A 20,213-nucleotide genomic window follows, 5' to 3' on the forward strand; every position below is an offset into this window, starting at 1 on the left:
AAAGTTAACTGAAAGCCTGCTTTAGCGGGCTTACAAAGGTAAATAATATAATGAACATTCGTACCATCTTAGTAGAAAAAGCCATTGCCGCTATGACTGCAGCAGGCTTGCCTGAAGACACAAACCCAGCAGTTACACAAAGCACACGTCCACAATTTGGTGATTATCAAATTAATGGTGCAATGGGCGCCGCTAAAAAAATGAAAAGCAACCCACGCGAGCTTGCACAAAAAATTATTGATAATCTAGATGTAACTGACATTGCAGAAAAAACAGAAATTGCCGGCCCAGGTTTTATTAATATTCATTTAAAGCCTGAGTTTTTGGCCAACAGTGTAAAAGCAGCAAATAGCGATGCAAAACTGTCTGTAAACGAGCACGCTGAACCGCAAACTGTTGTGGTAGATTATTCATCGCCTAACCTTGCAAAAGAAATGCACGTAGGCCATTTGCGTTCAACCATTATCGGTGATGCCATTGTACGTGCGCTTGAATTTAGAGGCGATAAAGTCATTCGCCAAAACCACATGGGCGATTGGGGCACACAGTTTGGTATGCTAATTGCACATTTAGAGGATCAAATTAGCCAAGGCGTAGACTTAGAGTCGGTAGCGCTTGCTGATTTAGAAACCTTCTACCGCGATGCTAAAAAACGTTTTGACGATGAAGAAGGCTTTGCCGATAAAGCCCGTGACTATGTAGTTAAACTACAAGGTGGCGACGCGCACTGTGAAAAGCTATGGAAGCTATTTATAGCGACCTCTGTTAAGCACTCTGAAGAAGTTTACAAACGTCTAAACGTAACACTTACGCAAGACGATATTATGGCTGAAAGTGCTTATAACAGTGAGCTTAACGATATTATTAGCTTATTAAAAGATAAAAACATAGCTGTAGAGTCGCAAGGCGCACAAGTCGTATTTTTAGATGAACTTGCCAATAAAGATGGTGAGCCATCGGCGTTTATCGTGCAAAAATCAGGTGGCGGGTTTTTATATGCAACTACCGACTTAGCAGCGTGTGATTACCGTTCCAACAAACTAGGCGCAGATCGTATTTTAATATTTGTTGATGCACGCCAGAGTCTTCACTTTAATCAAGTAGAGCTAACTGCGCGTAAAGCCGGTTTATTACGTGATGAAACAAGCTATGAGTTTTGTCCATTTGGCACCATGATGGGCGCTGATGGTAAACCATTTAAAACTCGTACAGGTGGTACAGTAAAACTTGCTGATTTACTTGAAGAGTCGATTAGCCGTGCAGCAACAAAACTTGCAGAGCGTGAATCTGACTTATCAGAACATGAGCGCAGTGAAATTGCGCGTAAAGTAGGTATTGGCGCAGTTAAATATGCTGACCTTTCTAAGCACCGTACCAGCGATTACATCTTCAACTGGGACAGCATGCTAAGCTTTGAAGGCGCAACAGCCCCTTACTTACAATATGCTTATACGCGTGTTCGCAGTATTTTCCGTAAATCAGGTGTAGATGCCGCTGCGCTAAATGCTGATGTAGCTATTACAGAGCCGCAAGAAAAAGCGCTAGCGCTTAAACTACTTCAGCTTGAAGAAGTGCTTGATTTAATGATCAATGAAGCCACACCGCACGTATTATGTGGTTACTTATACGAACTAGCTAGTTTATACATGACATTCTATGAAGCTTGCCCAGTACTTAAAGAAGGGGTAGAGCCAAGCGTACGCGATAGCCGTTTAGTGTTGTGTAATTTAGTGGCAGATACGCTAAAAACGGGTTTAGATCTGTTAGGCATCGAAGTCATGGAGCAAATGTAATCTGCTGCGTGTAGTTCGCTTTGACTGCGTTGTCGTGCTTTTTTAGCCTAAGTCACATACAAAAACGTATGCTCTTTGGCGTAAAAAAGCACTTCGCCTTGTCAGCACTTCTACACTTGCAGATGCGAAGCTTGGCACTAAATAGTTGACCCTAATCACATACAAACCGTATGCTCATAGGGATAAGTCGAGTGTCCGCCTTATCTTAGACTAAACTACTTAGGTGAACGTCTGCTGCGTGTAGTTCGCTTTAGCTGCGTTGGTAAAACTATTTAGCCTAAGTCACATACAAACCGTATGCTCCTTGACATAAATAGTTTTACCGCCTTGCTAGCACTCCTACACTTGCAGATGATTTTAGGCTTTACTTGACGAACTTTTGTATATTAATCAATTTTGTAGCTGATAGCACCGTAGGTTGGGTTGAGTGAAACGAAACCCAACACTAAACTAACATTAAACAAAACATTTTTATTTTTGCTCTTATAACGATTAACAGCCTGACCTTAACTTACCCACATACGCTTTAATAAACAGAGAAGGATTTGTTTATGAAACTCGAAGACATCCGCCGTGAATACCTGCAAGATGCGCTCAGTGAAGACAACTTGCTTGATGATCCGTTTAAGCAGTTTGAAACCTGGCTTGAGCATGCTGTTGCCAGTAATTTACCCGACCCTACAGCAATGGTGGTCGCTACGGTTGATGACACTGGTCAGCCCTCACAGCGTATTGTGCTGCTAAAGCATTTAGATGATAACGGTTTTGTGTTTTTTACTAATACCGGTTCACGAAAAGCACAAGAGCTTAAAGGCAATAATAAAATTTCCTTGCACTTTCCATGGCACCACATGGAGCGCCAAGTGATTGTGTATGGTGAGGCGCAGCCGCTTCCAACGTCAGCCGTGGCTAAGTACTTTTTATCACGTCCAAAAGAAAGTCAATTAGCCGCTTGGGCGTCGCAACAAAGCCGCCCGGTGTCGTCGCGCAAAGTGTTAATGGAAACCTTTGCCAATATGAAAAACAAGTTTGCCAAAGGTGAAATACCACTCCCTGATTTTTGGGGCGGATATTGTGTTGTGCCGCAAAAAATCGAGTTTTGGCAAGGCGGAGCGCACCGTCTACATGATCGCTTTATGTATCAGCGTCAGGCCGATAATAGCTGGCAAATAACGCGCTTAAATCCGTAGTGGGCTAGTTTTTTGAAGTTTATAGACTCGCATTGCCATCTTGATTTTAGTGAGTTTGACGCAAACCGCGAATCACTTATTAATGCCTGTGTAGCAAAGGGCGTTAGCCAATTTATTGTGCCAGGTATTAGCTTGGCGCAATCTCAAAACCTACTAGGGTTTAAAGCAACCTACCCACAAGTCAGCATAGCGGCAGGGCTGCATCCTTACTTTTTAGAGCAACACCAACAATCACATTTAGAGTCATTATTTAATTTTGCTAAAGCAAATAAAGCACAGCTGGTGGCTATTGGTGAGTGCGGTCTCGATCGCAGTATCGAAAATCTTGAAAAACAAACCTTTTTGTTTGAGCAGCAAACAGCGCTTGCTAATGAGCTTGATTTACCGCTAATTGTTCATCACAGGCAAAGCCATGATTTAATTGCGCAGTCGTTTAAGCGTTGTAGGCCAAAAAACGGCGGTGTGATCCATGCTTTTTCAGGCTCAATTCAACAAGCGCACTATTATATAAAGCAGGGTTTTAAACTTGGAGTCGGTGGGGTTATAACTTACGAGCGTGCAGCTAAAACACGTGCAGTTATAGCAAAGCTTGAGCCGCAGCATTTAGTGCTTGAAACTGACTCACCTTCAATGCCGCTAAGTGGCTATCAAGGGGAGGTAAATACCCCACTGTATATTCCTAACGTATTTGATGCGCTTTATGGTTTAAAACCAAATAGCGATAAATTTCAATTAGCTGAGCAGCTTTATGATTCATGCTCAGACGTTTTTTGTATATAACGATTTACTTGCCAGCGCTTTAATCCTCGGCCTAATTGCCAAGTAAAAATACAGGCAATCACTAACATAAGTAGCACTTGGCGACCTAAATCATGAAAGTGATTATGGCTAGCCGATACCGCAGCACGGGTTAAATAGGTAATAGATACAAAGCCAATCGGGCGGTTGTCGTATGAAATAACTTGCTCAACAAAAGGCGTTTTTAACTTACTAATACCCGGTGATGAGTCAGGTAATAAGCCATACACATGATGCGATTGCCAATTATCGCTGCTCGCAAGTACCACACCTTGTTTGTCATAAATAGTGGCCGAGAGTACAAATTCATCTTTACTGATATTGTTGCATAAGGTGGTCAGTTGCTGCTTGTTTTTTTCTATCAGCGGATTTTTAGCATTCAGTGCCATAAACTGAGTGAGAGATTTAGCTGCGCTATTGGCATTATCGTAAAGCAGTTGATGACTTTGAAAGCTACTATTTATACCCACCCAGCTTAATAATACAAAGCAGCCAGCGGCCAATAGCAAACGGACTAAACGCTTTTTTTGCGAGGCTGTAAGTGGATTTTTAAGATGGTTATTTTTCATAGTCACCGTATATGCTGCTGACAGCATTTTGATTTGATGTTACAACTACACTATAACCTTAAATCCACCCTGATGGCGAATTTTGTATCTTATATCCTTATCATCAATGCGCTAAATGTCAGGAAATATAAACGGAGATCCCATGTCGAACGCGAACATGGCACAGCACAGCGCTGAGCAACCATTATCACAACTTACCCTAAATAAATGGTTCAGCTATCAAAAGGGCGTATTTGCACCTTTAAATACAAATCCAAGCAGAGAGCGAGGGCTTTTTAGTATCGCCTTTGCAGGCGATTTTAGTATGGCGCATATCAATAGCATGATTGAGTTCTTTGCGGCTCACCAGCAAAAAGTAACGGCTATTTGTCAATATCAGCCAGATTTAGGGTTATCTCCGGCATTATGTTTTTATATAGAGAATACAGAGCAGGCAATAAACCCACTTGAACTTCAAGCTTTTGCAAATACCTTGACGTGTCAGTTAGTGCAAGTAACCAATCCCCCTAATTTAAAAAAACCAGGATTATTGGTAATGGATATGGATTCAACAGCCATTACTATTGAGTGCATTGATGAAATTGCGCGTTTAGCTAATGTATATGACGAGGTTGCCAGCGTGACTGCGCAGGCAATGGCAGGCCAGCTTGATTTTAGTGAGAGTTTAAACCAACGCGTTGCCAAGCTTGAAGGCATTGAAAAGAGCTTAATTGATGATCTTAAAAGTGAACTGCCTTTAATGCCGGGTATTAAAGCATTGTGTCAAATTTTAAAGCGCCACCAATGGTATTTAGCCATTGCATCAGGCGGGTTTGTGCCGTTTGCAGAGCGTGTACAAGAGTTAATTAATTTAGATGAAGTGCATGCCAATGTATTAGAATTTAAAGACGATAAACTAACAGGTAAAGTGTTAGGTGGTATTGTTGATGCTGAGCAAAAAGCGGTTATTTTAGAATCGCTTCAACAAAAACTAGGCCTTGAAAAAACGCAAACAGTTGCCATTGGTGATGGCGCAAATGATTTAAAAATGATGGCTCAAGCAGGATTAGGCGTTGCTGTGCATGGCAAACCTAAAGTAGTTGAACAAGCCCAAGCGGCTATTTGCCAAGGCTCGTTATTACAATTGCTGTATATGTTGGCGGTTCCGCTAAATCCATCTCAGGGTTAACGTAAACGGTTTAACCAAATTAGTTTTCGCCTAGACATTTGCTCAACCTGTTGTTGGTTGAGCGATAAATGTACAAGGGCTTCGTCACTTACATCAATAATATCGCCAACTCCCGATACTGACCACAAGGCATCCTCTAAGTCTTTAGCCTTGTGAATTGCGTATTGGCTAACGTATTTTAGCTCACTTGCTAAGTAGTCAGTATCGAGTCGACCAGTACGTGAAATATATAAACGCATTATAAAAACCAGCTCAGACTTCAGCCCTTTACTTACTTGCTGTTTAAACTCGCTGCAGTCGGTGCCTAAAATACACTGACTGGTAATTGCATCGGCTATATTTTCTTTTTTAGGATCGAAGTTAATCACCAAACTAAATTCTAATGGCGAGTCTTGGCGAGAGCGCTCTTTAATATTCGGGGTGATCACATCAGCAATGTGCGCTTTAGTAATAATATTTGATAAGTCTGTTTTAGTATTTAGCAGCGAAAAATTTTGTAAAATAACATGCAGAGGGCTTGGATATAAACCAAGTCCCATGGCGCCAATTTCAAAGTGAGCCATTGATTTATGTAAATATATTGGGAACTGGCAAAGTGTTTTGGTTACCATATTTCTAAGTGCAGTAGAAAGCCCTGGTACTTTAGGTGACTCTTCTGCTATTTTTAATTTTTGTTTATTGCTGTCAATTAAAAGAGTAAAAAAATCGACCCCAGTATGAGGCGACTTTTTCTCTACATGTGCTTTTAAATTAATCGTGGTTAACGATTTACTCACCGCCATTACTTCATATTGAATAAGACTTAATGAATAACTTTTGGTGATTTTTTGTAAATCAGGGAATGACAGCGACACGATATCGCCTTTTTTAAAGTTTACTTCTTGATTACACTCTAGTTGCAAACCAAAGACTGAAAAGTCCCGAGTGTGGCCATGCAGCACTGAGTCGCGGGTGTTAATAACGACGCTGGTTTTATAAAGGTAACGCTTATTAGAACGAAGGTTCACGTACTCTAACGGCACGGTATTTAGCTCCGGCGGTGATGCATGCTTACTGTGGCCAAACAATTTCAATTTATTGGCCAAGGCTTTATCAAATTCATACTGTTGATAATGCTGTTGTTCATGCTTATTACCTACTTGAGTAAGTAGCATTAAATATTTTACGTCTTTTATGGCGCCTTCAACACGTGGTGAAGGCGGTTTATTAAGTTTCTCAATATCTTTACCCAAAGAGTTAGGTAAAGATAAAGGAATATAAGCATCTTCAGTATGGCTTGGCATCAATTGTAATTTAAAGCAGCGCCAACTGTCTCTTCGGCTACCAAAACCAAAAAATAACGCTTTTAATTGTGTATGTTGCTCAAGCTCTGAACGAGTGGCTGAATAGTAGTAAATTTTTCCTGCAGAGACATGGGTAAAGGTATATAAATATTCCTCTTTTACAGCCACAGGTTTTAGTGCCAAGTTACGAATACGCTCATGGTTTAACACACTGTATAGGCAGGATATTTTGCGCTCATCGGTAAAGTAACGTTGAATAAACAGGCTGTTTTCAGTAGTTAAATTTAAGCTTGGATAATAAACACCGTTTTTTTGACTTATAAAAACGTATAGCGAATTGACCCTAGGAATGTAATATTGCTCATAGCCTTTAGAAATAACTGCATCGAGGGTGTTATCTAAGTTCACTTTGTAGCGGCGTTTATTGCCGTGGATAAAGCTTTCTAAAAAATGGTCAAACGCGGTGTTGTTTTCTTTAAATGTGCGTTTTAAGCGAATATGATTAAATTCATCCGAGGTATTTTCTATCGCAACCACTTCGTATTCAATCCCATTTTTTAACCCAAGCTCAAAATCTTGTTCAAGGCCAACTAAGTGCATAACAATAAGCTGACCTTTTTTTAAATTATAGCGGGATGCCAACTTAATTTTACAGCCACTGAGTGAAATATCAGAAGTACTTGCTTCAATTTTTGTTTGCTCATCGTACTCAATAGTAATTTTAATTGAGTAATTCATTCGCTCTTCGCTACGACTTTCATAAGCCGCAAATTTAATAACGTTGGTGGTCAGTTCGTGTTGTGGTTCAATTATTTTAGGCGGGGTGGTCGTTGATTTTTGCTGTAAAACACGAAAATTATTTTCGGTGTTCATCACCGCTTCGTACACGGCAAGGGTGTAGCCTTTATGTTGTTTTATTGCCGCTTCGAATACTTCAATGGCGGTGTCATCCATAAAGTGTTGTTTACCGTTATGCTCATATGGTTTTACTTGACCGGTAACTAAACCACGTAGATCAATAAAGCGGTCTATCGGCTGAGATAAACGCGACATTTCCATTTTTATTAAAAACTGCTCGGGTTTGCTTAACTCGGCGGTTTTTGACTTGAAAATGAGATCAAACTTAGCATTTCCCAAATACTGTTTTAATTCATTTACAAGCGCTTCATGCTTGAGCAATACGTCTTCAGCCATTTATAAATCATCACCGTCTAATTTAAAAGTAGGTATACTGTTGCAATCATTTATTAGAGAATTAAATGAATCTAATATCGAAAAGTAGTTAAATGCGACCACGATATTATGCGTAACTATACTTTGTGTTTATTGTTATTCGTTATGAGCCAATTAGTTGGCACGTTTTTATTAGTACTTTAAAGCAAGAAGCATGCCCTAAAGCAGGTTAAATGAAACTACATCAGTATAGTGTGATACTAAATGCGCTATTCCACAAGGCGTTGTTGCTAAGGTAAAGCCAGCAATGGCAAAATAAGCGCTTAACAGTCAATACTTCAAAATAAAGAATAGTAGGTAAGGTTTTAAATGGCTAAAGCGGCAAAAGTAGAGTTTGTTTGTACAGAATGTGGCATGAATTATCAACGCTGGCAAGGTCAGTGTCGCTGCGGTGCGTGGAACACATTAGCAGAGTTTAAACCTTCTGCAGGGCAAAGCAAAAAAGTAGCAGCTCGTGCAAGTGTCGGTGGCTACGCCGGTGGTATTGGCGGTGGCTCTAAAAAAATTAATGAAGTAGCAACCGCAGAGGCAGAAAAACAGCTTACTGAAATTGGCGAACTTGACCGTGTTTTAAGCGGCGGTGTAACCACCGGCTCGGTTAATATTATTTCTGGCGATCCGGGGGCGGGTAAAACCACGCTACTATCGGATTTAGTGGCAAGAATGTCTCAGCGCATGCCATCGCTTTATTGTACTGCTGAGGAGTCTTTGTCGCAGTTTAAAAACCGAGTAAACCGTTTAAAACTTAACTATAACGAAGATGAGCTCTATTTACTTTCTGAAACAAGTGTTGAAACCATTATTGAAGAGCTGGATAAAAACAAAATTAAGTTTGCCGTTATCGACTCTATTCAAGCCGTGGTCACCGACACCGCTAATGGTAGCCCTGGCTCACCCTCGCAAGTAAAAAGTGCCGCTCAAGCGCTAACCCAATATTGTAAGCAAAACGATGTCACTATGTTCATTATTGCTCACGTAAATAAAAATAATGAAATAGCTGGCCCGCAAACATTAGTGCATATTGTTGATGCACTGTTACATATTGATACCAACGATGGTCAAGTGCGTACGCTACGTGCTAATAAAAATCGCTTTGGTGATATAGATACTGTGGGCATTTTTAAAATGTGTGAACGCGGTATGCTCAGTGTGGATAACCCCAGCGAAATTTTCTTATCCGGTTCAACCACTGAATCACCGGGGTCGACGATTACCTGTATTCGTAAAGGTAATCGTAATTTACTACTCGAAATTCAATGTTTAACCACTGAAACAGAAGCAGAATTTCCACAGCGAGTATGTGTTGGTTTAAATATGAACCGGATTAAAATGCTCACCGGTATTTTACGTAAACACACCAAAACTAAAATATTCCACGATACGTTTTTTAATATTGTGGGTGGTCTAAAAATTGATGAATCAGAAACCTGTATTGATTTAGCGCTTGTTACTGCACTTTTAAGTAGTTTGAACGAGTTTGTTGTACCTCGAACCACCTGTATTATGGGGGAGCTAAGTTTAAACGGAGATGTGCGTCCAATCGACAGTGGTGTACCCCGTGTTAAAGAAGCGGCGCAACATGGGTTTACTGAAATATTTATTCCATTTCGTAACTACCATAAATCGATGGAAGGGCTGGGTGCTAAAATAACGCCAGTTAAAACAGTGCACGAGCTACTGAGTTTAATTAACTAGCAAACAAAAAGTGCTTAACGATGCATGTTCTCAATGTTAGTCTTGCTTAAAGCCACTTATATAAAGAGTTTAATAAGGAAATGATATGAAAAAATTAGTGATTGCAGCCGCGATTATTGCTGCAGGTGTGGGTGGCGTGAGCTATGCAAACTATGTTGCAACACAAGAGGTACGTGCTGAGGTTGATAAACAGTTGGCCTTGATCAGCGAACAAACAGGTGCTAGTTTTAACTACGCAGAGCTATCGGCGAGTGTTATTTCAAACAGTGTTGCCATTAGTAATATTGAAGTGACTAGCCCTGAGGGCGATAAAATTGCCACGGTTGAGCATGTTGAAGTGACAGGCTACGAAACCGATAAAATATCGCCACATACTGCTTTTACGTTAAAAAACTTTCAATTTGATAAAAGCTTTGTCGATACACTGCCTGCAGATACAAATACACAACTTGCCTCAGCCAGTTATGATTTACACTCTTCATTAGATTACGATGAGCAATCAGGTAACAGTGATATTATTGTTAAGCTGCAAGCTAATGATATTGCTAGTATTGATATGGACATGGGGCTTGCTAATTCTAAAGCGCTTATGGACGCTTCACTTGAAATCAGTAAGGCTCAACAAGCTGCAGGCAGTACGCCATTTACTTATGAGCAAGAGTTACAGCAGCAAACAATGATTATGCAAGCAATGAGTAAGCTAGAGCCACGTAATGTTAGCTTAGTTGTTAATAACCAAGGTGATCTTAAAGGCTTATTAGAAAGCGAGTTGGCAAAGCAAGGTATTACGTTAGAGCAAATGCAAACAATGCTTGATCAACAGCTTCAACAAGCACCTGTGACCGAAGAAATAGCCAAGGCGTTAACTGATTTTGCTAAAGGACTAAATTCGTTTAGTGTGTCTGCAAAACTGCCTGAAGGTAAAACTATGATGCAAGTGAATCAGCAACTAATGATGTTAGCAGGGCAACCCGAAGAGCTGGTTAAGTTTATAAATTTAGAAGTTAAAGGCAAATAACAGCGGTAAGTTATAAGCCGTCAGGATTCAATTTAAAACAAAAAAGCCGTACTTGATTATTCAAGTACGGCTTTTATTATTTTAGCTGATAGTTAGTGAAGAATACGCGCTCTAATTGTACCTTCAACTGCACTGAGCTCTTTAAGTGCGACTTCTGAGTGATCTGTGTCTACATCAATAACCACGTAACCAATTGCTTCATCGGTTTGTAAGTACTGTGCGGCAATGTTAATACCGTGCTGAGCAAACGCTTGGTTAATTTGCGTTAGCACGCCAGGGCGGTTGTGATGCACGTGTAACAAGCGGCTGCGATTAGCAAGCTCTGGCAATGATACTTCAGGGAAGTTAACTGCAGTAATAGTTGAGCCGTTATCTGAGTACTTAGCGAGTTTACCTGCTACTTCAATACCAATGTTCTCTTGTGCTTCTTGAGTAGAGCCACCTATATGCGGCGTTAAAATAACGTTGTCGAATTCACGCAGTGGCGAGATAAATTCTTCATCGTTAGATTTAGGTTCAACTGGGAATACGTCAATTGCTGCGCCGCTGAGTTTTTTCTCTGTTAGCGCTTCTGCTAGGGCGTCAATATCAACGACAGTACCACGTGAAGCGTTAATTAAAATAGAGCCTTGCTTCATTACCGCCAATTCAGCCGTGCCAATCAGGTTTTTAGTTTGCGGTGTTTCAGGTACGTGCAAGCTAATAATATCAGCGCGTTGCAATAGCTGCGTTAAGTTATGTACTTGTGTCGCATTACCTAAAGACAGTTTGTCTTCAATGTCGTAATACTCCACGTTCATACCAATATTTTCAGCCATAATACCCAACTGAGTACCAATGTGACCGTAGCCAATAATACCTAAGGTTTTACCGCGCGCTTCAAACGAGCCATTGGCTGTTTTTAACCAGCCACCACGGTGCGCAGCGGCATTTCGCTGTGGAATACCACGTAATAAAAGCAGTATTTCACCTAGTACAAGTTCAGCAACTGAACGAGTATTAGAAAATGGAGCGTTAAATACGGCAATACCGCGTTCACGTGCTGCGTTTAAATCTACTTGGTTGGTGCCAATACAAAAACAACCGATAGCAACCAGTTTTTCAGCTGCATTTAATACCGATTCATTAATATGAGTACGAGAACGCAGCCCCACAAAGTGCACATCTTTAATGCGCTCAATAAGCTCGTCCTCAGGTAGCGATGTTTTAACGTAGTCGATATTGCTATAACCGTTACGTTTTAGCGTTTCAACAGCGCTTTGATGAACACCTTCAAGCAAGAGAATTTTAATTTTGTCTTTTGCTAACGATACCTTACTCATAACCATATCCTATTTAATTTGTGGCCCATTTTTTGTGCCGATAATCACTTTATCAGCACCGCGCTCTGCAAATAGGCCGTTGGTGACTACGCCAACAATTTGATTTATTTGTGTTTCAAGCTGTTTAGCATGGGTAATTTTTAAATTATGTACATCTAAAATAACGTTGCCGTTATCGGTTACAACACCTTGGCGATACACAGGGTCGCCACCAAGTTTTAATAATTCGCGGGCAACATAGCTGCGCGCCATCGGAATAACTTCAACCGGAAGAGGGAAATCCCCTAAGGTATCGACTAGTTTGGTGTCATCAACAATACACACAAACTGTTTAGCCACTGCCGCTACTATTTTTTCACGGGTGAGTGCTGCACCACCGCCTTTAATCATTTCGTTTAGAGCGTTAATTTCATCTGCGCCATCAACGTACACATCCAGAGCATCAACATCATTTAGCTCAAATACTTCTATACCAAGTTCTTTTAAACGTGCTGTAGACGCTTCTGAACTAGATACTGCACCAACAATGGTGTCTTTTACTGTGCCTAAAGCATCAATAAAATGATTAACGGTTGAGCCTGTACCAACACCCACTATGGTGTTTTCTTTTACAAACTCGAGTGCAGCCCATGCAGCTGCTTTTTTTAATTCATCTTGTGTCATTGCTATGTGCTCATTTATGTCAAAAATAGACTGTTAGTTTACAAGATTAATTGTTACCAACAGTAGGTTTTATTGGGTGTAATAATAGTTTTAAGAGGCACATCCCACGATTCAATTGGGAGCTTATCCACTTGTTGGCATTCGTGTGCTAGGCCAATAAGTTGTGGTTGTTGCCAATCTTGTTCGTATAAACGTGCCAAGGTTCTATCGTAAAACCCACCCCCCATTCCAAGGCGATTACCAAATTTATCAAATGCAACAAGTGGCATAAGTAGATAATCAAGCGCTGGCAATGGGCATATTTGAGAGCAGTTCAGCTTAGGCTCCAAGATACCATAGCGATTTGCCCTCATGGGTGAGTTTTTTTCATATCGTTGAAATAGTAAATTAGCCCCGTTGAAAGGGTGAATTACAGGTAAGTAAACATGCTGTTTAATGCTCCATAATTCATTAATTAACAATGATGTATCTAATTCACCATCATTGCTTAAATAAAGCGCGATATGGCTTTTTTTGGCCGAGTTCATGCTTTTTAAATATTGAATAAAATTCACTTTAAGCGAGTGGGCCGCTATTTCTTGCTGGTTTTTTGATAGGTTATTACGTGCTTTACGAATATCGTGTCTTATTTGTGCGCGATTATTGCTCATTAAATATCTAAACCATAATTAAAAAGAGAATAAGTTCGGAAACATTAAATACACAGCAAGCACAATAAGTAATATTACAACTGTGGTAATCAGTGAATATAAAACAAGGTTACTGCGTTTTTTGGGTGTTGTAGAGAATGGCTCATCTAGCATTAAATCGTCATCTTGCCATGGTTCGTCATTTTCATCAGACAGAGATAACTCAACCTCGGGGAGACGTTGCTCAAGATCCTCAAGTTTCTCTTCAAGACGAATTAAGCTACTAGTAATGTAATCTAGGGCATCAAATAAGCGCTGATCTCGCTGGCTGTCGTGCGCTTTTTGAGAAGTAGCTTGTGTAGGGGCTGTTTGCTGAAGTTTGCTTTTGATCCCCAGCGTTGAAAGTAACTTGGCTTGCTTAAGGGCTTTCTCTTTGTTGCTAGGAGCAAACAGCAGCTTGCCATTAAAAAATGCCGCCACCTTTTCAGGTGAGGTTTTTAGTTTTTCTGTCAGTGCATTGGTCACTGCTTGGCTGTCTGCGCCTTCTGCAAGTCCTACAAATATAACACGAAAATTGTCGGCCATTTTTTATCCCTAACACGCTTTATTGTATAAGTAGAGTATATACCTAAAATGTTAAACAGTTCGAGACTGTTTTATGACTAACTTAATACACATAGCAAAACGGCCCTAAAAAGGGCCGTTTTAATATTAGCTAGGTGGCTTACAGGCCAGCTGCTGCGCGAAGTGCGTCTGCTTTATCTGTGCGTTCCCATGGGAATTCATCACGGCCAAAGTGGCCGTAAGCCGCTGTTGGAAGATAAATAGGGCGCTCAAGATCAAGCATTTGAATTAGGCCGTAAGGGCGTAAGTCAAAGTGTTCACGAATAAGTCCGATTAAACGCGCTTCTTCTAATTTACCTGTGCCAAATGTTTCAACACTGATAGATGTTGGCTCTGCAACACCAATAGCATAAGACACCTGAAGTTCACACTTGTCAGCAAGGCCAGCAGCAACAATGTTTTTAGCAACATAACGTGCAGCATAAGCCGCTGAGCGGTCAACTTTTGATGGATCTTTACCAGAGAAAGCACCACCACCGTGACGAGCCATGCCACCGTAAGTATCTACAATGATTTTACGACCAGTTAAACCACAGTCACCCATTGGGCCACCAATAACAAAGCGACCTGTTGGGTTAATGAAAAATTTAGTTGCACTAGTAATCAGCTCAGCAGGAAGTACTGGCTTAATGATGGTTTCCATTACTGCTTCTACTAAGTCATTTTGCGATACATCTTCGCTGTGCTGAGTAGAAAGTACAACGGCATCAATACCTACTGGCTTGCCATTTTCGTATGCAAATGTAACTTGTGATTTTGCATCTGGACGTAACCAGTTAAGCTCGCCACTTTTACGAACCTCAGCTTGGCGTTGTACTAAACGGTGAGAATAAGTAATTGGAGCAGGCATTAATACTTCAGTTTCGTTACATGCGTAACCAAACATTAGGCCTTGGTCGCCAGCGCCTTGCTCTTCTGGACTTGTACGGTCAACACCTTGGTTAATGTCAGGAGACTGTTTACCAATCGTGTTTAAAATTGCACACGAATCGGCATCAAAGCCCATATCAGAGTGTGTGTAACCAATTTCACGTACTGTTTTACGTGTAATTTCTTCGATATCAACCCATGCGCTAGTCGTTATTTCACCACCAACCATAACCATACCGGTTTTAACGTAAGTTTCACACGCTACACGGGCATGAGAGTCTTGCTCTAGGATAGCATCAAGTACCGCATCAGAAATTTGATCGGCGATTTTATCCGGATGACCTTCAGAAACAGATTCAGAAGTAAATAAATGTTTTGCCATTGTAATTATGCTCACAAATATTGCGCTTCACAAACGTCGGTATTAGCGCTAAAAAATTAAGGCGCGTATTTTATCTAAAACAAATGAACTTGCATAGTTTTTTTACGCCTAGACGTCTAAATAAAATATCTAATAGTAAATGGTTCTTAAAAAATATTCATAATGCCCTATTTTTATGGGTTTTTAATTGCACACAGCCCCCACAATAAGTAAGAATGGGGATAAATAAATACCCGCGCAAATACATATAAAGGTAGGAGAATTCATGCCATCTCGCAAAGAACTTGCAAATGCTATTCGCGTCTTGTCAATGGACGCAGTACAAAAGGCCAAATCTGGTCACCCTGGAGCCCCTATGGGCATGGCTGATATCGCAGAAGTATTATGGCGCGATTATCTAAAACATAACCCAACAAATCCAGAGTGGGCTGACCGAGATCGATTTATACTCTCAAATGGTCACGGTTCAATGCTAATTTATTCTCTACTGCATTTAAGTGGTTATGACTTGTCACTGGACGAAATTAAAAACTTCCGCCAAATGCATTCTAAAACACCAGGCCATCCAGAATATGGATACGCGCCAGGAATTGAAACCACTACGGGCCCATTAGGTCAAGGGATCACAAATGCGGTAGGTATGGCGATTGCTGAAAAAGCATTAGCAGCGCAGTTTAACCGTGAAGGCCACGACATTGTTGATCACCACACGTATGCGTTTATGGGTGATGGCTGTTTAATGGAAGGCATTTCTCATGAAGCATGCTCACTAGCCGGTACATTAGGCCTAGGCAAGTTAGTGGCATTTTGGGATGACAACGGCATTTCAATCGACGGTGAAGTTGAAGGTTGGTTTAGTGATGACACCCCAGCACGTTTTAAAGCATACGGCTGGCATGTAATTAGTGACGTTGATGGCCATGATAGCGATGCAGTAAGTGCAGCAATTGCAGAAGCTAAAAGCGTGACTGATAAGCCATCTCTTATTTGTTGTAAAACTATTATTGGTTACGGCTCACCTAATAAGTCAGGTAGCCACGATTGTCACGGTGCACCGCTTGGTGATGACGAAATTAAAGCGTCTCGCGAGTTTTTAGGTTGGACGGGCGATGCATTTGAAATCCCTGAAGATATTTATGCACAGTGGGATAACAAAGAAAAAGGCCAACAGCTTGAAGCAAGCTGGGACGAAAAATTTGCCGCCTACGAGCAAGCATACCCAGAGCTCGCTGCTGAATACAAACGCCGTACACATTCAGAATTACCCGCTGACTGGGCTGAAAAATCACAAGCGTACATTGAAGAGCTGCAAGCAAACCCAGCAAACCCAGCATCACGTAAAGCGTCGCAAAATGCATTAAATGCGTTTGGCCCGTTACTACCTGAATTTATGGGTGGCTCTGCCGATTTAGCGGGTTCAAACTTAACAATTTGGGATGGCTCTAAAGGCTTAACTGCTGATGATGCAAGTGGTAACTACATATACTACGGTGTACGTGAGTTTGGTATGTCGGCCATTATGAACGGTATTGCACTGCATAAAGGCTTTATTCCTTACGGCGCAACGTTCTTAATGTTTATGGAATACGCACGCAACGCGGTACGTATGGCTGCATTAATGAAGCAACCAAGCATTTTTGTATACACGCACGATTCAATTGGTTTAGGTGAAGATGGTCCAACTCACCAACCAGTAGAGCAAATTGCCAGCATGCGTTTAACGCCTAACCTTTACAACTGGCGGCCATGTGACCAAGTTGAGTCAGCAATTGCATGGCAACAAGCTATTGAACGTAAAGACGGTCCTACATCATTAATCTTTACTCGCCAAGGCTTAGAGCAGCAATCTCGTGATGCCCAGCAATTAAGCGACGTTAAAAAGGGTGGTTACATCCTAAGTTGTGACGGCAATCCAGAGCTTATTTTGATTGCAACGGGTTCTGAAGTACAGCTAGCGCAAGACTCTGCGAAAGAGCTACGTGCGCAGGGTAAAAAGGTACGTGTTGTATCTATGCCATGTACTGATGCGTTTGAAGACCAATCGGCTGAGTACAAAGAAAGTGTATTACCAGCAAGCGTTTCACGTCGCGTAGCGATTGAAGCGGGTATTGCTGATTACTGGTACAAGTATGTAGGCCTAAATGGTGCCGTAGTTGGTATGACCACCTTTGGTGAGTCGGCACCGGCAAACGAGCTATTTGAGTTCTTCGGCTTTACGGTAGAAAATGTAGTTAACAAAGCAAACGCATTGTTTTAAGCAACTGCTTTAACGTTTAAAAGCCCGCGCTGTGTGTAACAGGGCGGGCTTTTTATGAGTTGTACTTTTATCACTTCCTCTAAAGCGCAGTATTTCTAGCCCTCTTTGTGCATAATCACTAAAAGGTTTATTTGGACAAAGATAAGCAAATGAGAAGAAAATGAGGCAATACAAAACCTTAATTACAAAATTAATTCTGCTGTTTGATTACTTCTTTTAAAGCTCAGCGTCTCATAGCTCTCTTGTGCATAAATCTCTAAAAGTACTGTTCGAAACTCGTAGCCCGTTGCTCGAAGCATATCTCTCTATAAAGTCGTTCATTTTTAACCTTTTGGCTTCTAAGTGAGTAATTTTCACAGCACTTAACTTGCAAGGTTTATATGTATCAGGCACTGTGGAGGTAACAAAATTATAAATTAACAACAGGAGTTAACATGCCAAAGTTCGATAACGTTAGTGTGGTTAAAAAAGCCAATGTGTATTTCGATGGCAAAGTATCAAGTCGTACTGTGCTTTTAGGTAACGGTGAAGCAAAAACCTTGGGTTTTATGCAACCCGGTGAATTTGAGTTTAATACCAACCAAAAAGAGTGCATGGAATTGTTAGCAGGGCAGTGGGATGTATTACTACCTGGTGAAAGCGAATGGCAAACATTTAACGCGGGCGAGTCATTTAACGTTGATGCTAATGTTAGCTTTCATGTAAAAGTAAGTGATTTTGCAGATTATTGTTGTTCATACATCGATTAATTTGTAGGTTGATTAAATTGTCAACACCTCTAAAGGCCGCTACAAAGCGGCTTTTTGCATACTTAATGCTAAATGAATGATCTAAATCAGTGGGGTAATAAATAATTGCGTAATTTTCATTTTTTCTCTTGTGTTAATTCGTTTAGCCCCCAATACTAACTATGAGGTAACAAATAAAAGGATACCCTATGAAAATTAATCTTTCTGGTCACCATGTTGACGTTACTGATTCTATTAAAGAACACATTAACGAAAAGTTCTCAAAAGTCGCGAGCCATTTTCCATCATTGATATCTCTAGATATTATTCTTTCAAAAGAGCATCATAAGTTCCAAGCGGAAATTAGCACAAATTATGAAGGTGCGCGTATATCGGTAAAAGGGGAAAACGAAGTTATGTATCCTGCTATTTCTAGCGCAGCTAAAAAACTCGATGCCGCACTAAAGCATCGTAAAGGGCAAATAAAAGCGAACTTACATGAAAAGCCTGTAAGTACCACACCTGAAATAGCACACGAAATCATCCAAGAGATGGATTTAAATTAATAACTAACAATGTGTTATTTTTAAAAAGAGCCTAAGGGCTCTTTTTTATTGCCTGTAAATTAGGTAAGTTATGCATTCACACAGTTTATTAATGATAAAAATTAATAATAAAAGCACTTAATACACCAAATTTGAGAAGTTAATGCAGTACACACAAAGCACATGGAAGTCTCGGTTAGGGGCGCTCGGCCCAGGTATTTTAATGGCCACCGCTGCCATTGGTGGCTCACACTTAGTGGCCTCTACTCAAGCAGGTGCATTATTTGGCTGGCAGCTATTTTGGCTTATTGTAGTGGTTAACGTTTTAAAGTACCCGTTTTTTCGTTTTGGCATGGAATACACACTCGCTACTAAAAATAGTTTAGTGCAAGGGTATAAAAACCAAGGGCCTGGCTATTTTTACAGTTTTATTGCTCTCAATATTATTGCCGCTGTGGTAAATACCGCGGGCGTATTGTTGCTTACTGCGAGCTTATTACACTACGCATTACCTATTAGTATTCCCGTTACCTTATTGTGCTGGTTAATATTGGCTGTATGTTTAATTATATTATTACTAGGGCACTTTAAAGCGCTCGATAACGTTGCAAAAGCTATTATGGGGCTACTTACTATAGCAACCATAACGGCATTAGTTATTGCTATAAATAACGGCCCTGTAGCGCCTGTAAATTATGTTGGCCCCTCACCGTATGAACTTGCCATGTTAGGCTTTATGGTTGCCTTAATGGGCTGGATGCCAGCGCCTATTGAAATATCGGCACTGAGCTCGTTGTGGCTTAAAGAAAAACAAGCTCAGCAAAGTGTGACTAAAACCCAAGGCTTATTCGACTTTAATGTAGGCTATTGGTTAACCGCCGGGCTTGCGCTGGTATTTTTTAGTTTAGGTGCGTTAGTGCAATATGGGCAAAGCAGTAATATAGAGCTTGGCGGTGTAGCCTTTGCTAAACAGCTGATTGATATGTATGCACTTACTATTGGCGAGTGGGCAAGGCCTTTGGTATCAGCCATCGCGTTTTTGTGTATGTTTGGCACCACACTCACCGTGCTTGACGGCTACGCCCGCACACTTAACGAATCGCATAAATTACTGGGTTTTAAGCAATCTAAACACAGCTTAAATACGTGGCTTATATTACAAGCAATGGCCGGTATGGCCGTTATTTTATTTTTTAAATCAGCCCTTGGCCCCATGCTTACCTTTGCTATGACGCTTGCGTTTGTTACTACCCCTGTTTTTGCATGGCTTAATTTTAGCCTAGTACGCTCAGAGCCTGCGATTAAACACAGCCTACTTTTGCGTAGCTTAACTTGGTTGGGCTTGGTGTACTTAGTTGGTTTTGCTATGGCGTTTGTAGTGTGGAAGTTGATGTGATTTTATTTTCGAGGTTCGAGGTTCGAGGTGAAAGGTTAAAGGTTAAAGGT

17 protein-coding genes are annotated in these 20,213 nt (G+C 40.8%); 10 read left to right on the forward strand and 7 right to left on the reverse strand.

Going from position 1 to position 20,213, the window contains the following annotated elements:
* Positions 1-50 precede the first annotated feature (50 nt).
* From argS to CWC30_RS11860, 3 genes are all read left to right on the forward strand, one after another.
* Positions 51-1,793 (forward strand): arginine--tRNA ligase, encoded by a 1,743-nt coding sequence (gene argS, locus CWC30_RS11850; protein WP_138627183.1) that lies wholly within the window; start codon positions 51-53, stop codon positions 1,791-1,793.
* 551 nt (positions 1,794-2,344) lie between these two features.
* Positions 2,345-2,983: a pyridoxamine 5'-phosphate oxidase gene (gene pdxH / locus CWC30_RS11855; protein WP_024602100.1), complete on the forward strand. Its 639-nt coding sequence runs from the start codon at positions 2,345-2,347 to the stop codon at positions 2,981-2,983.
* A gap of 12 nt (positions 2,984-2,995) precedes the next feature.
* Positions 2,996-3,763 (forward strand): TatD family hydrolase, encoded by a 768-nt coding sequence (locus CWC30_RS11860; RefSeq protein WP_138627184.1) that lies wholly within the window; start codon positions 2,996-2,998, stop codon positions 3,761-3,763.
* Here the strand turns inward: CWC30_RS11860 and CWC30_RS11865 are convergent.
* Positions 3,730-4,350, reverse strand: coding sequence for an AhpA/YtjB family protein (locus CWC30_RS11865; protein ID WP_138627185.1), 621 nt, complete (start codon positions 4,348-4,350; stop codon positions 3,730-3,732). The genes CWC30_RS11860 and CWC30_RS11865 overlap by 34 nt on opposite strands.
* Before the next feature lie 142 nt (positions 4,351-4,492).
* On the opposite strand from CWC30_RS11865, the gene serB reads away from it, so the two are divergent.
* Positions 4,493-5,518, forward strand: coding sequence for a phosphoserine phosphatase SerB (serB, locus tag CWC30_RS11870; RefSeq protein ID WP_138627186.1), 1,026 nt, complete (start codon positions 4,493-4,495; stop codon positions 5,516-5,518).
* On the opposite strand, the gene CWC30_RS11875 is transcribed toward serB, so the two are convergent.
* A complete protein-coding gene (locus tag CWC30_RS11875) occupies positions 5,515-7,995 on the reverse strand; it encodes a PilZ domain-containing protein (protein ID WP_069440044.1) in 2,481 nt (826 codons plus the stop codon). The two genes, serB and CWC30_RS11875, sit on opposite strands and share 4 nt — an antisense overlap.
* A gap of 348 nt (positions 7,996-8,343) precedes the next feature.
* On the opposite strand from CWC30_RS11875, the gene radA reads away from it, so the two are divergent.
* Together radA and CWC30_RS11885 are read left to right on the forward strand one after the other, a co-directional pair.
* On the forward strand, positions 8,344-9,729 hold the full coding sequence (gene radA / locus CWC30_RS11880) for a DNA repair protein RadA (RefSeq protein WP_138627187.1): 1,386 nt from the start codon (positions 8,344-8,346) through the stop codon (positions 9,727-9,729).
* 85 nt (positions 9,730-9,814) lie between these two features.
* Entirely contained in the window at positions 9,815-10,747 is a 933-nt protein-coding gene (locus CWC30_RS11885; RefSeq protein WP_138627188.1) for an aq_1923 C-terminal domain, read from the forward strand.
* A gap of 92 nt (positions 10,748-10,839) precedes the next feature.
* Here the strand turns inward: CWC30_RS11885 and serA are convergent, their stop codons facing one another.
* From serA to metK, 5 genes are all read right to left on the reverse strand, one after another.
* The gene (serA, locus tag CWC30_RS11890; protein WP_028833921.1) at positions 10,840-12,069 is read right to left on the reverse strand and encodes a phosphoglycerate dehydrogenase; all 1,230 of its coding nucleotides are present in this window, start codon (positions 12,067-12,069) and stop codon (positions 10,840-10,842) included.
* Between the two features lie 9 nt (positions 12,070-12,078).
* Positions 12,079-12,732 (reverse strand): ribose-5-phosphate isomerase RpiA, encoded by a 654-nt coding sequence (gene rpiA / locus CWC30_RS11895; protein WP_013465690.1) that lies wholly within the window; start codon positions 12,730-12,732, stop codon positions 12,079-12,081.
* 53 nt (positions 12,733-12,785) lie between these two features.
* The gene (locus tag CWC30_RS11900; RefSeq protein WP_138627189.1) at positions 12,786-13,382 is read right to left on the reverse strand and encodes a 5-formyltetrahydrofolate cyclo-ligase; all 597 of its coding nucleotides are present in this window, start codon (positions 13,380-13,382) and stop codon (positions 12,786-12,788) included.
* A gap of 18 nt (positions 13,383-13,400) precedes the next feature.
* Positions 13,401-13,946, reverse strand: coding sequence for a hypothetical protein (locus tag CWC30_RS11905; protein ID WP_036981562.1), 546 nt, complete (start codon positions 13,944-13,946; stop codon positions 13,401-13,403).
* 139 nt (positions 13,947-14,085) lie between these two features.
* Complete coding sequence (metK, locus tag CWC30_RS11910; protein ID WP_036981564.1) at positions 14,086-15,237, reverse strand: methionine adenosyltransferase; 1,152 nt, start codon at positions 15,235-15,237, stop codon at positions 14,086-14,088.
* 265 nt (positions 15,238-15,502) lie between these two features.
* Here metK and tkt point away from each other — a divergent pair, with 265 nt between their 5' ends.
* From tkt to CWC30_RS11930, 4 genes are all read left to right on the forward strand, one after another.
* Complete coding sequence (gene tkt / locus CWC30_RS11915; protein ID WP_138627190.1) at positions 15,503-17,494, forward strand: transketolase; 1,992 nt, start codon at positions 15,503-15,505, stop codon at positions 17,492-17,494.
* A gap of 434 nt (positions 17,495-17,928) precedes the next feature.
* A complete protein-coding gene (gene ppnP / locus CWC30_RS11920) occupies positions 17,929-18,243 on the forward strand; it encodes a pyrimidine/purine nucleoside phosphorylase (protein ID WP_138627191.1) in 315 nt (104 codons plus the stop codon).
* Between the two features lie 188 nt (positions 18,244-18,431).
* Complete coding sequence (gene hpf / locus CWC30_RS11925) at positions 18,432-18,788, forward strand: ribosome hibernation-promoting factor, HPF/YfiA family (protein WP_013465684.1); 357 nt, start codon at positions 18,432-18,434, stop codon at positions 18,786-18,788.
* Positions 18,789-18,930: 142 nt separating this feature from the next.
* Positions 18,931-20,163 (forward strand): NRAMP family divalent metal transporter, encoded by a 1,233-nt coding sequence (locus CWC30_RS11930; protein ID WP_138627192.1) that lies wholly within the window; start codon positions 18,931-18,933, stop codon positions 20,161-20,163.
* The last annotated feature ends 50 nt before the right edge of the window (positions 20,164-20,213 follow it).

The sequence above is a fragment of the Pseudoalteromonas sp. S4741 genome, from assembly GCF_005886135.1.
GTDB classification, from domain to species: Bacteria; Pseudomonadota; Gammaproteobacteria; order Enterobacterales; family Alteromonadaceae; genus Pseudoalteromonas; species Pseudoalteromonas tetraodonis.

What these genes read in the sequence shown, in the direction of transcription:
- argS (WP_138627183.1), top strand. Translation starts at nt 51, where the DNA reads ATGAACATTCGTACCATCTTAGTAGAAAAAGCCATTGCCGCTATGACT.
- pdxH (WP_024602100.1), top strand. Translation starts at nt 2,345, where the DNA reads ATGAAACTCGAAGACATCCGCCGTGAATACCTGCAAGATGCGCTCAGT.
- CWC30_RS11865 (WP_138627185.1), bottom strand. Translation starts at nt 4,350, where the DNA reads ATGAAAAATAACCATCTTAAAAATCCACTTACAGCCTCGCAAAAAAAG.
- serB (WP_138627186.1), top strand. Translation starts at nt 4,493, where the DNA reads ATGTCGAACGCGAACATGGCACAGCACAGCGCTGAGCAACCATTATCA.
- CWC30_RS11875 (WP_069440044.1), bottom strand. Translation starts at nt 7,995, where the DNA reads ATGGCTGAAGACGTATTGCTCAAGCATGAAGCGCTTGTAAATGAATTA.
- radA (WP_138627187.1), top strand. Translation starts at nt 8,344, where the DNA reads ATGGCTAAAGCGGCAAAAGTAGAGTTTGTTTGTACAGAATGTGGCATG.
- CWC30_RS11885 (WP_138627188.1), top strand. Translation starts at nt 9,815, where the DNA reads ATGAAAAAATTAGTGATTGCAGCCGCGATTATTGCTGCAGGTGTGGGT.
- serA (WP_028833921.1), bottom strand. Translation starts at nt 12,069, where the DNA reads ATGAGTAAGGTATCGTTAGCAAAAGACAAAATTAAAATTCTCTTGCTT.
- rpiA (WP_013465690.1), bottom strand. Translation starts at nt 12,732, where the DNA reads ATGACACAAGATGAATTAAAAAAAGCAGCTGCATGGGCTGCACTCGAG.
- CWC30_RS11900 (WP_138627189.1), bottom strand. Translation starts at nt 13,382, where the DNA reads ATGAGCAATAATCGCGCACAAATAAGACACGATATTCGTAAAGCACGT.
- CWC30_RS11905 (WP_036981562.1), bottom strand. Translation starts at nt 13,946, where the DNA reads ATGGCCGACAATTTTCGTGTTATATTTGTAGGACTTGCAGAAGGCGCA.
- metK (WP_036981564.1), bottom strand. Translation starts at nt 15,237, where the DNA reads ATGGCAAAACATTTATTTACTTCTGAATCTGTTTCTGAAGGTCATCCG.
- tkt (WP_138627190.1), top strand. Translation starts at nt 15,503, where the DNA reads ATGCCATCTCGCAAAGAACTTGCAAATGCTATTCGCGTCTTGTCAATG.
- ppnP (WP_138627191.1), top strand. Translation starts at nt 17,929, where the DNA reads ATGCCAAAGTTCGATAACGTTAGTGTGGTTAAAAAAGCCAATGTGTAT.
- hpf (WP_013465684.1), top strand. Translation starts at nt 18,432, where the DNA reads ATGAAAATTAATCTTTCTGGTCACCATGTTGACGTTACTGATTCTATT.
- CWC30_RS11930 (WP_138627192.1), top strand. Translation starts at nt 18,931, where the DNA reads ATGCAGTACACACAAAGCACATGGAAGTCTCGGTTAGGGGCGCTCGGC.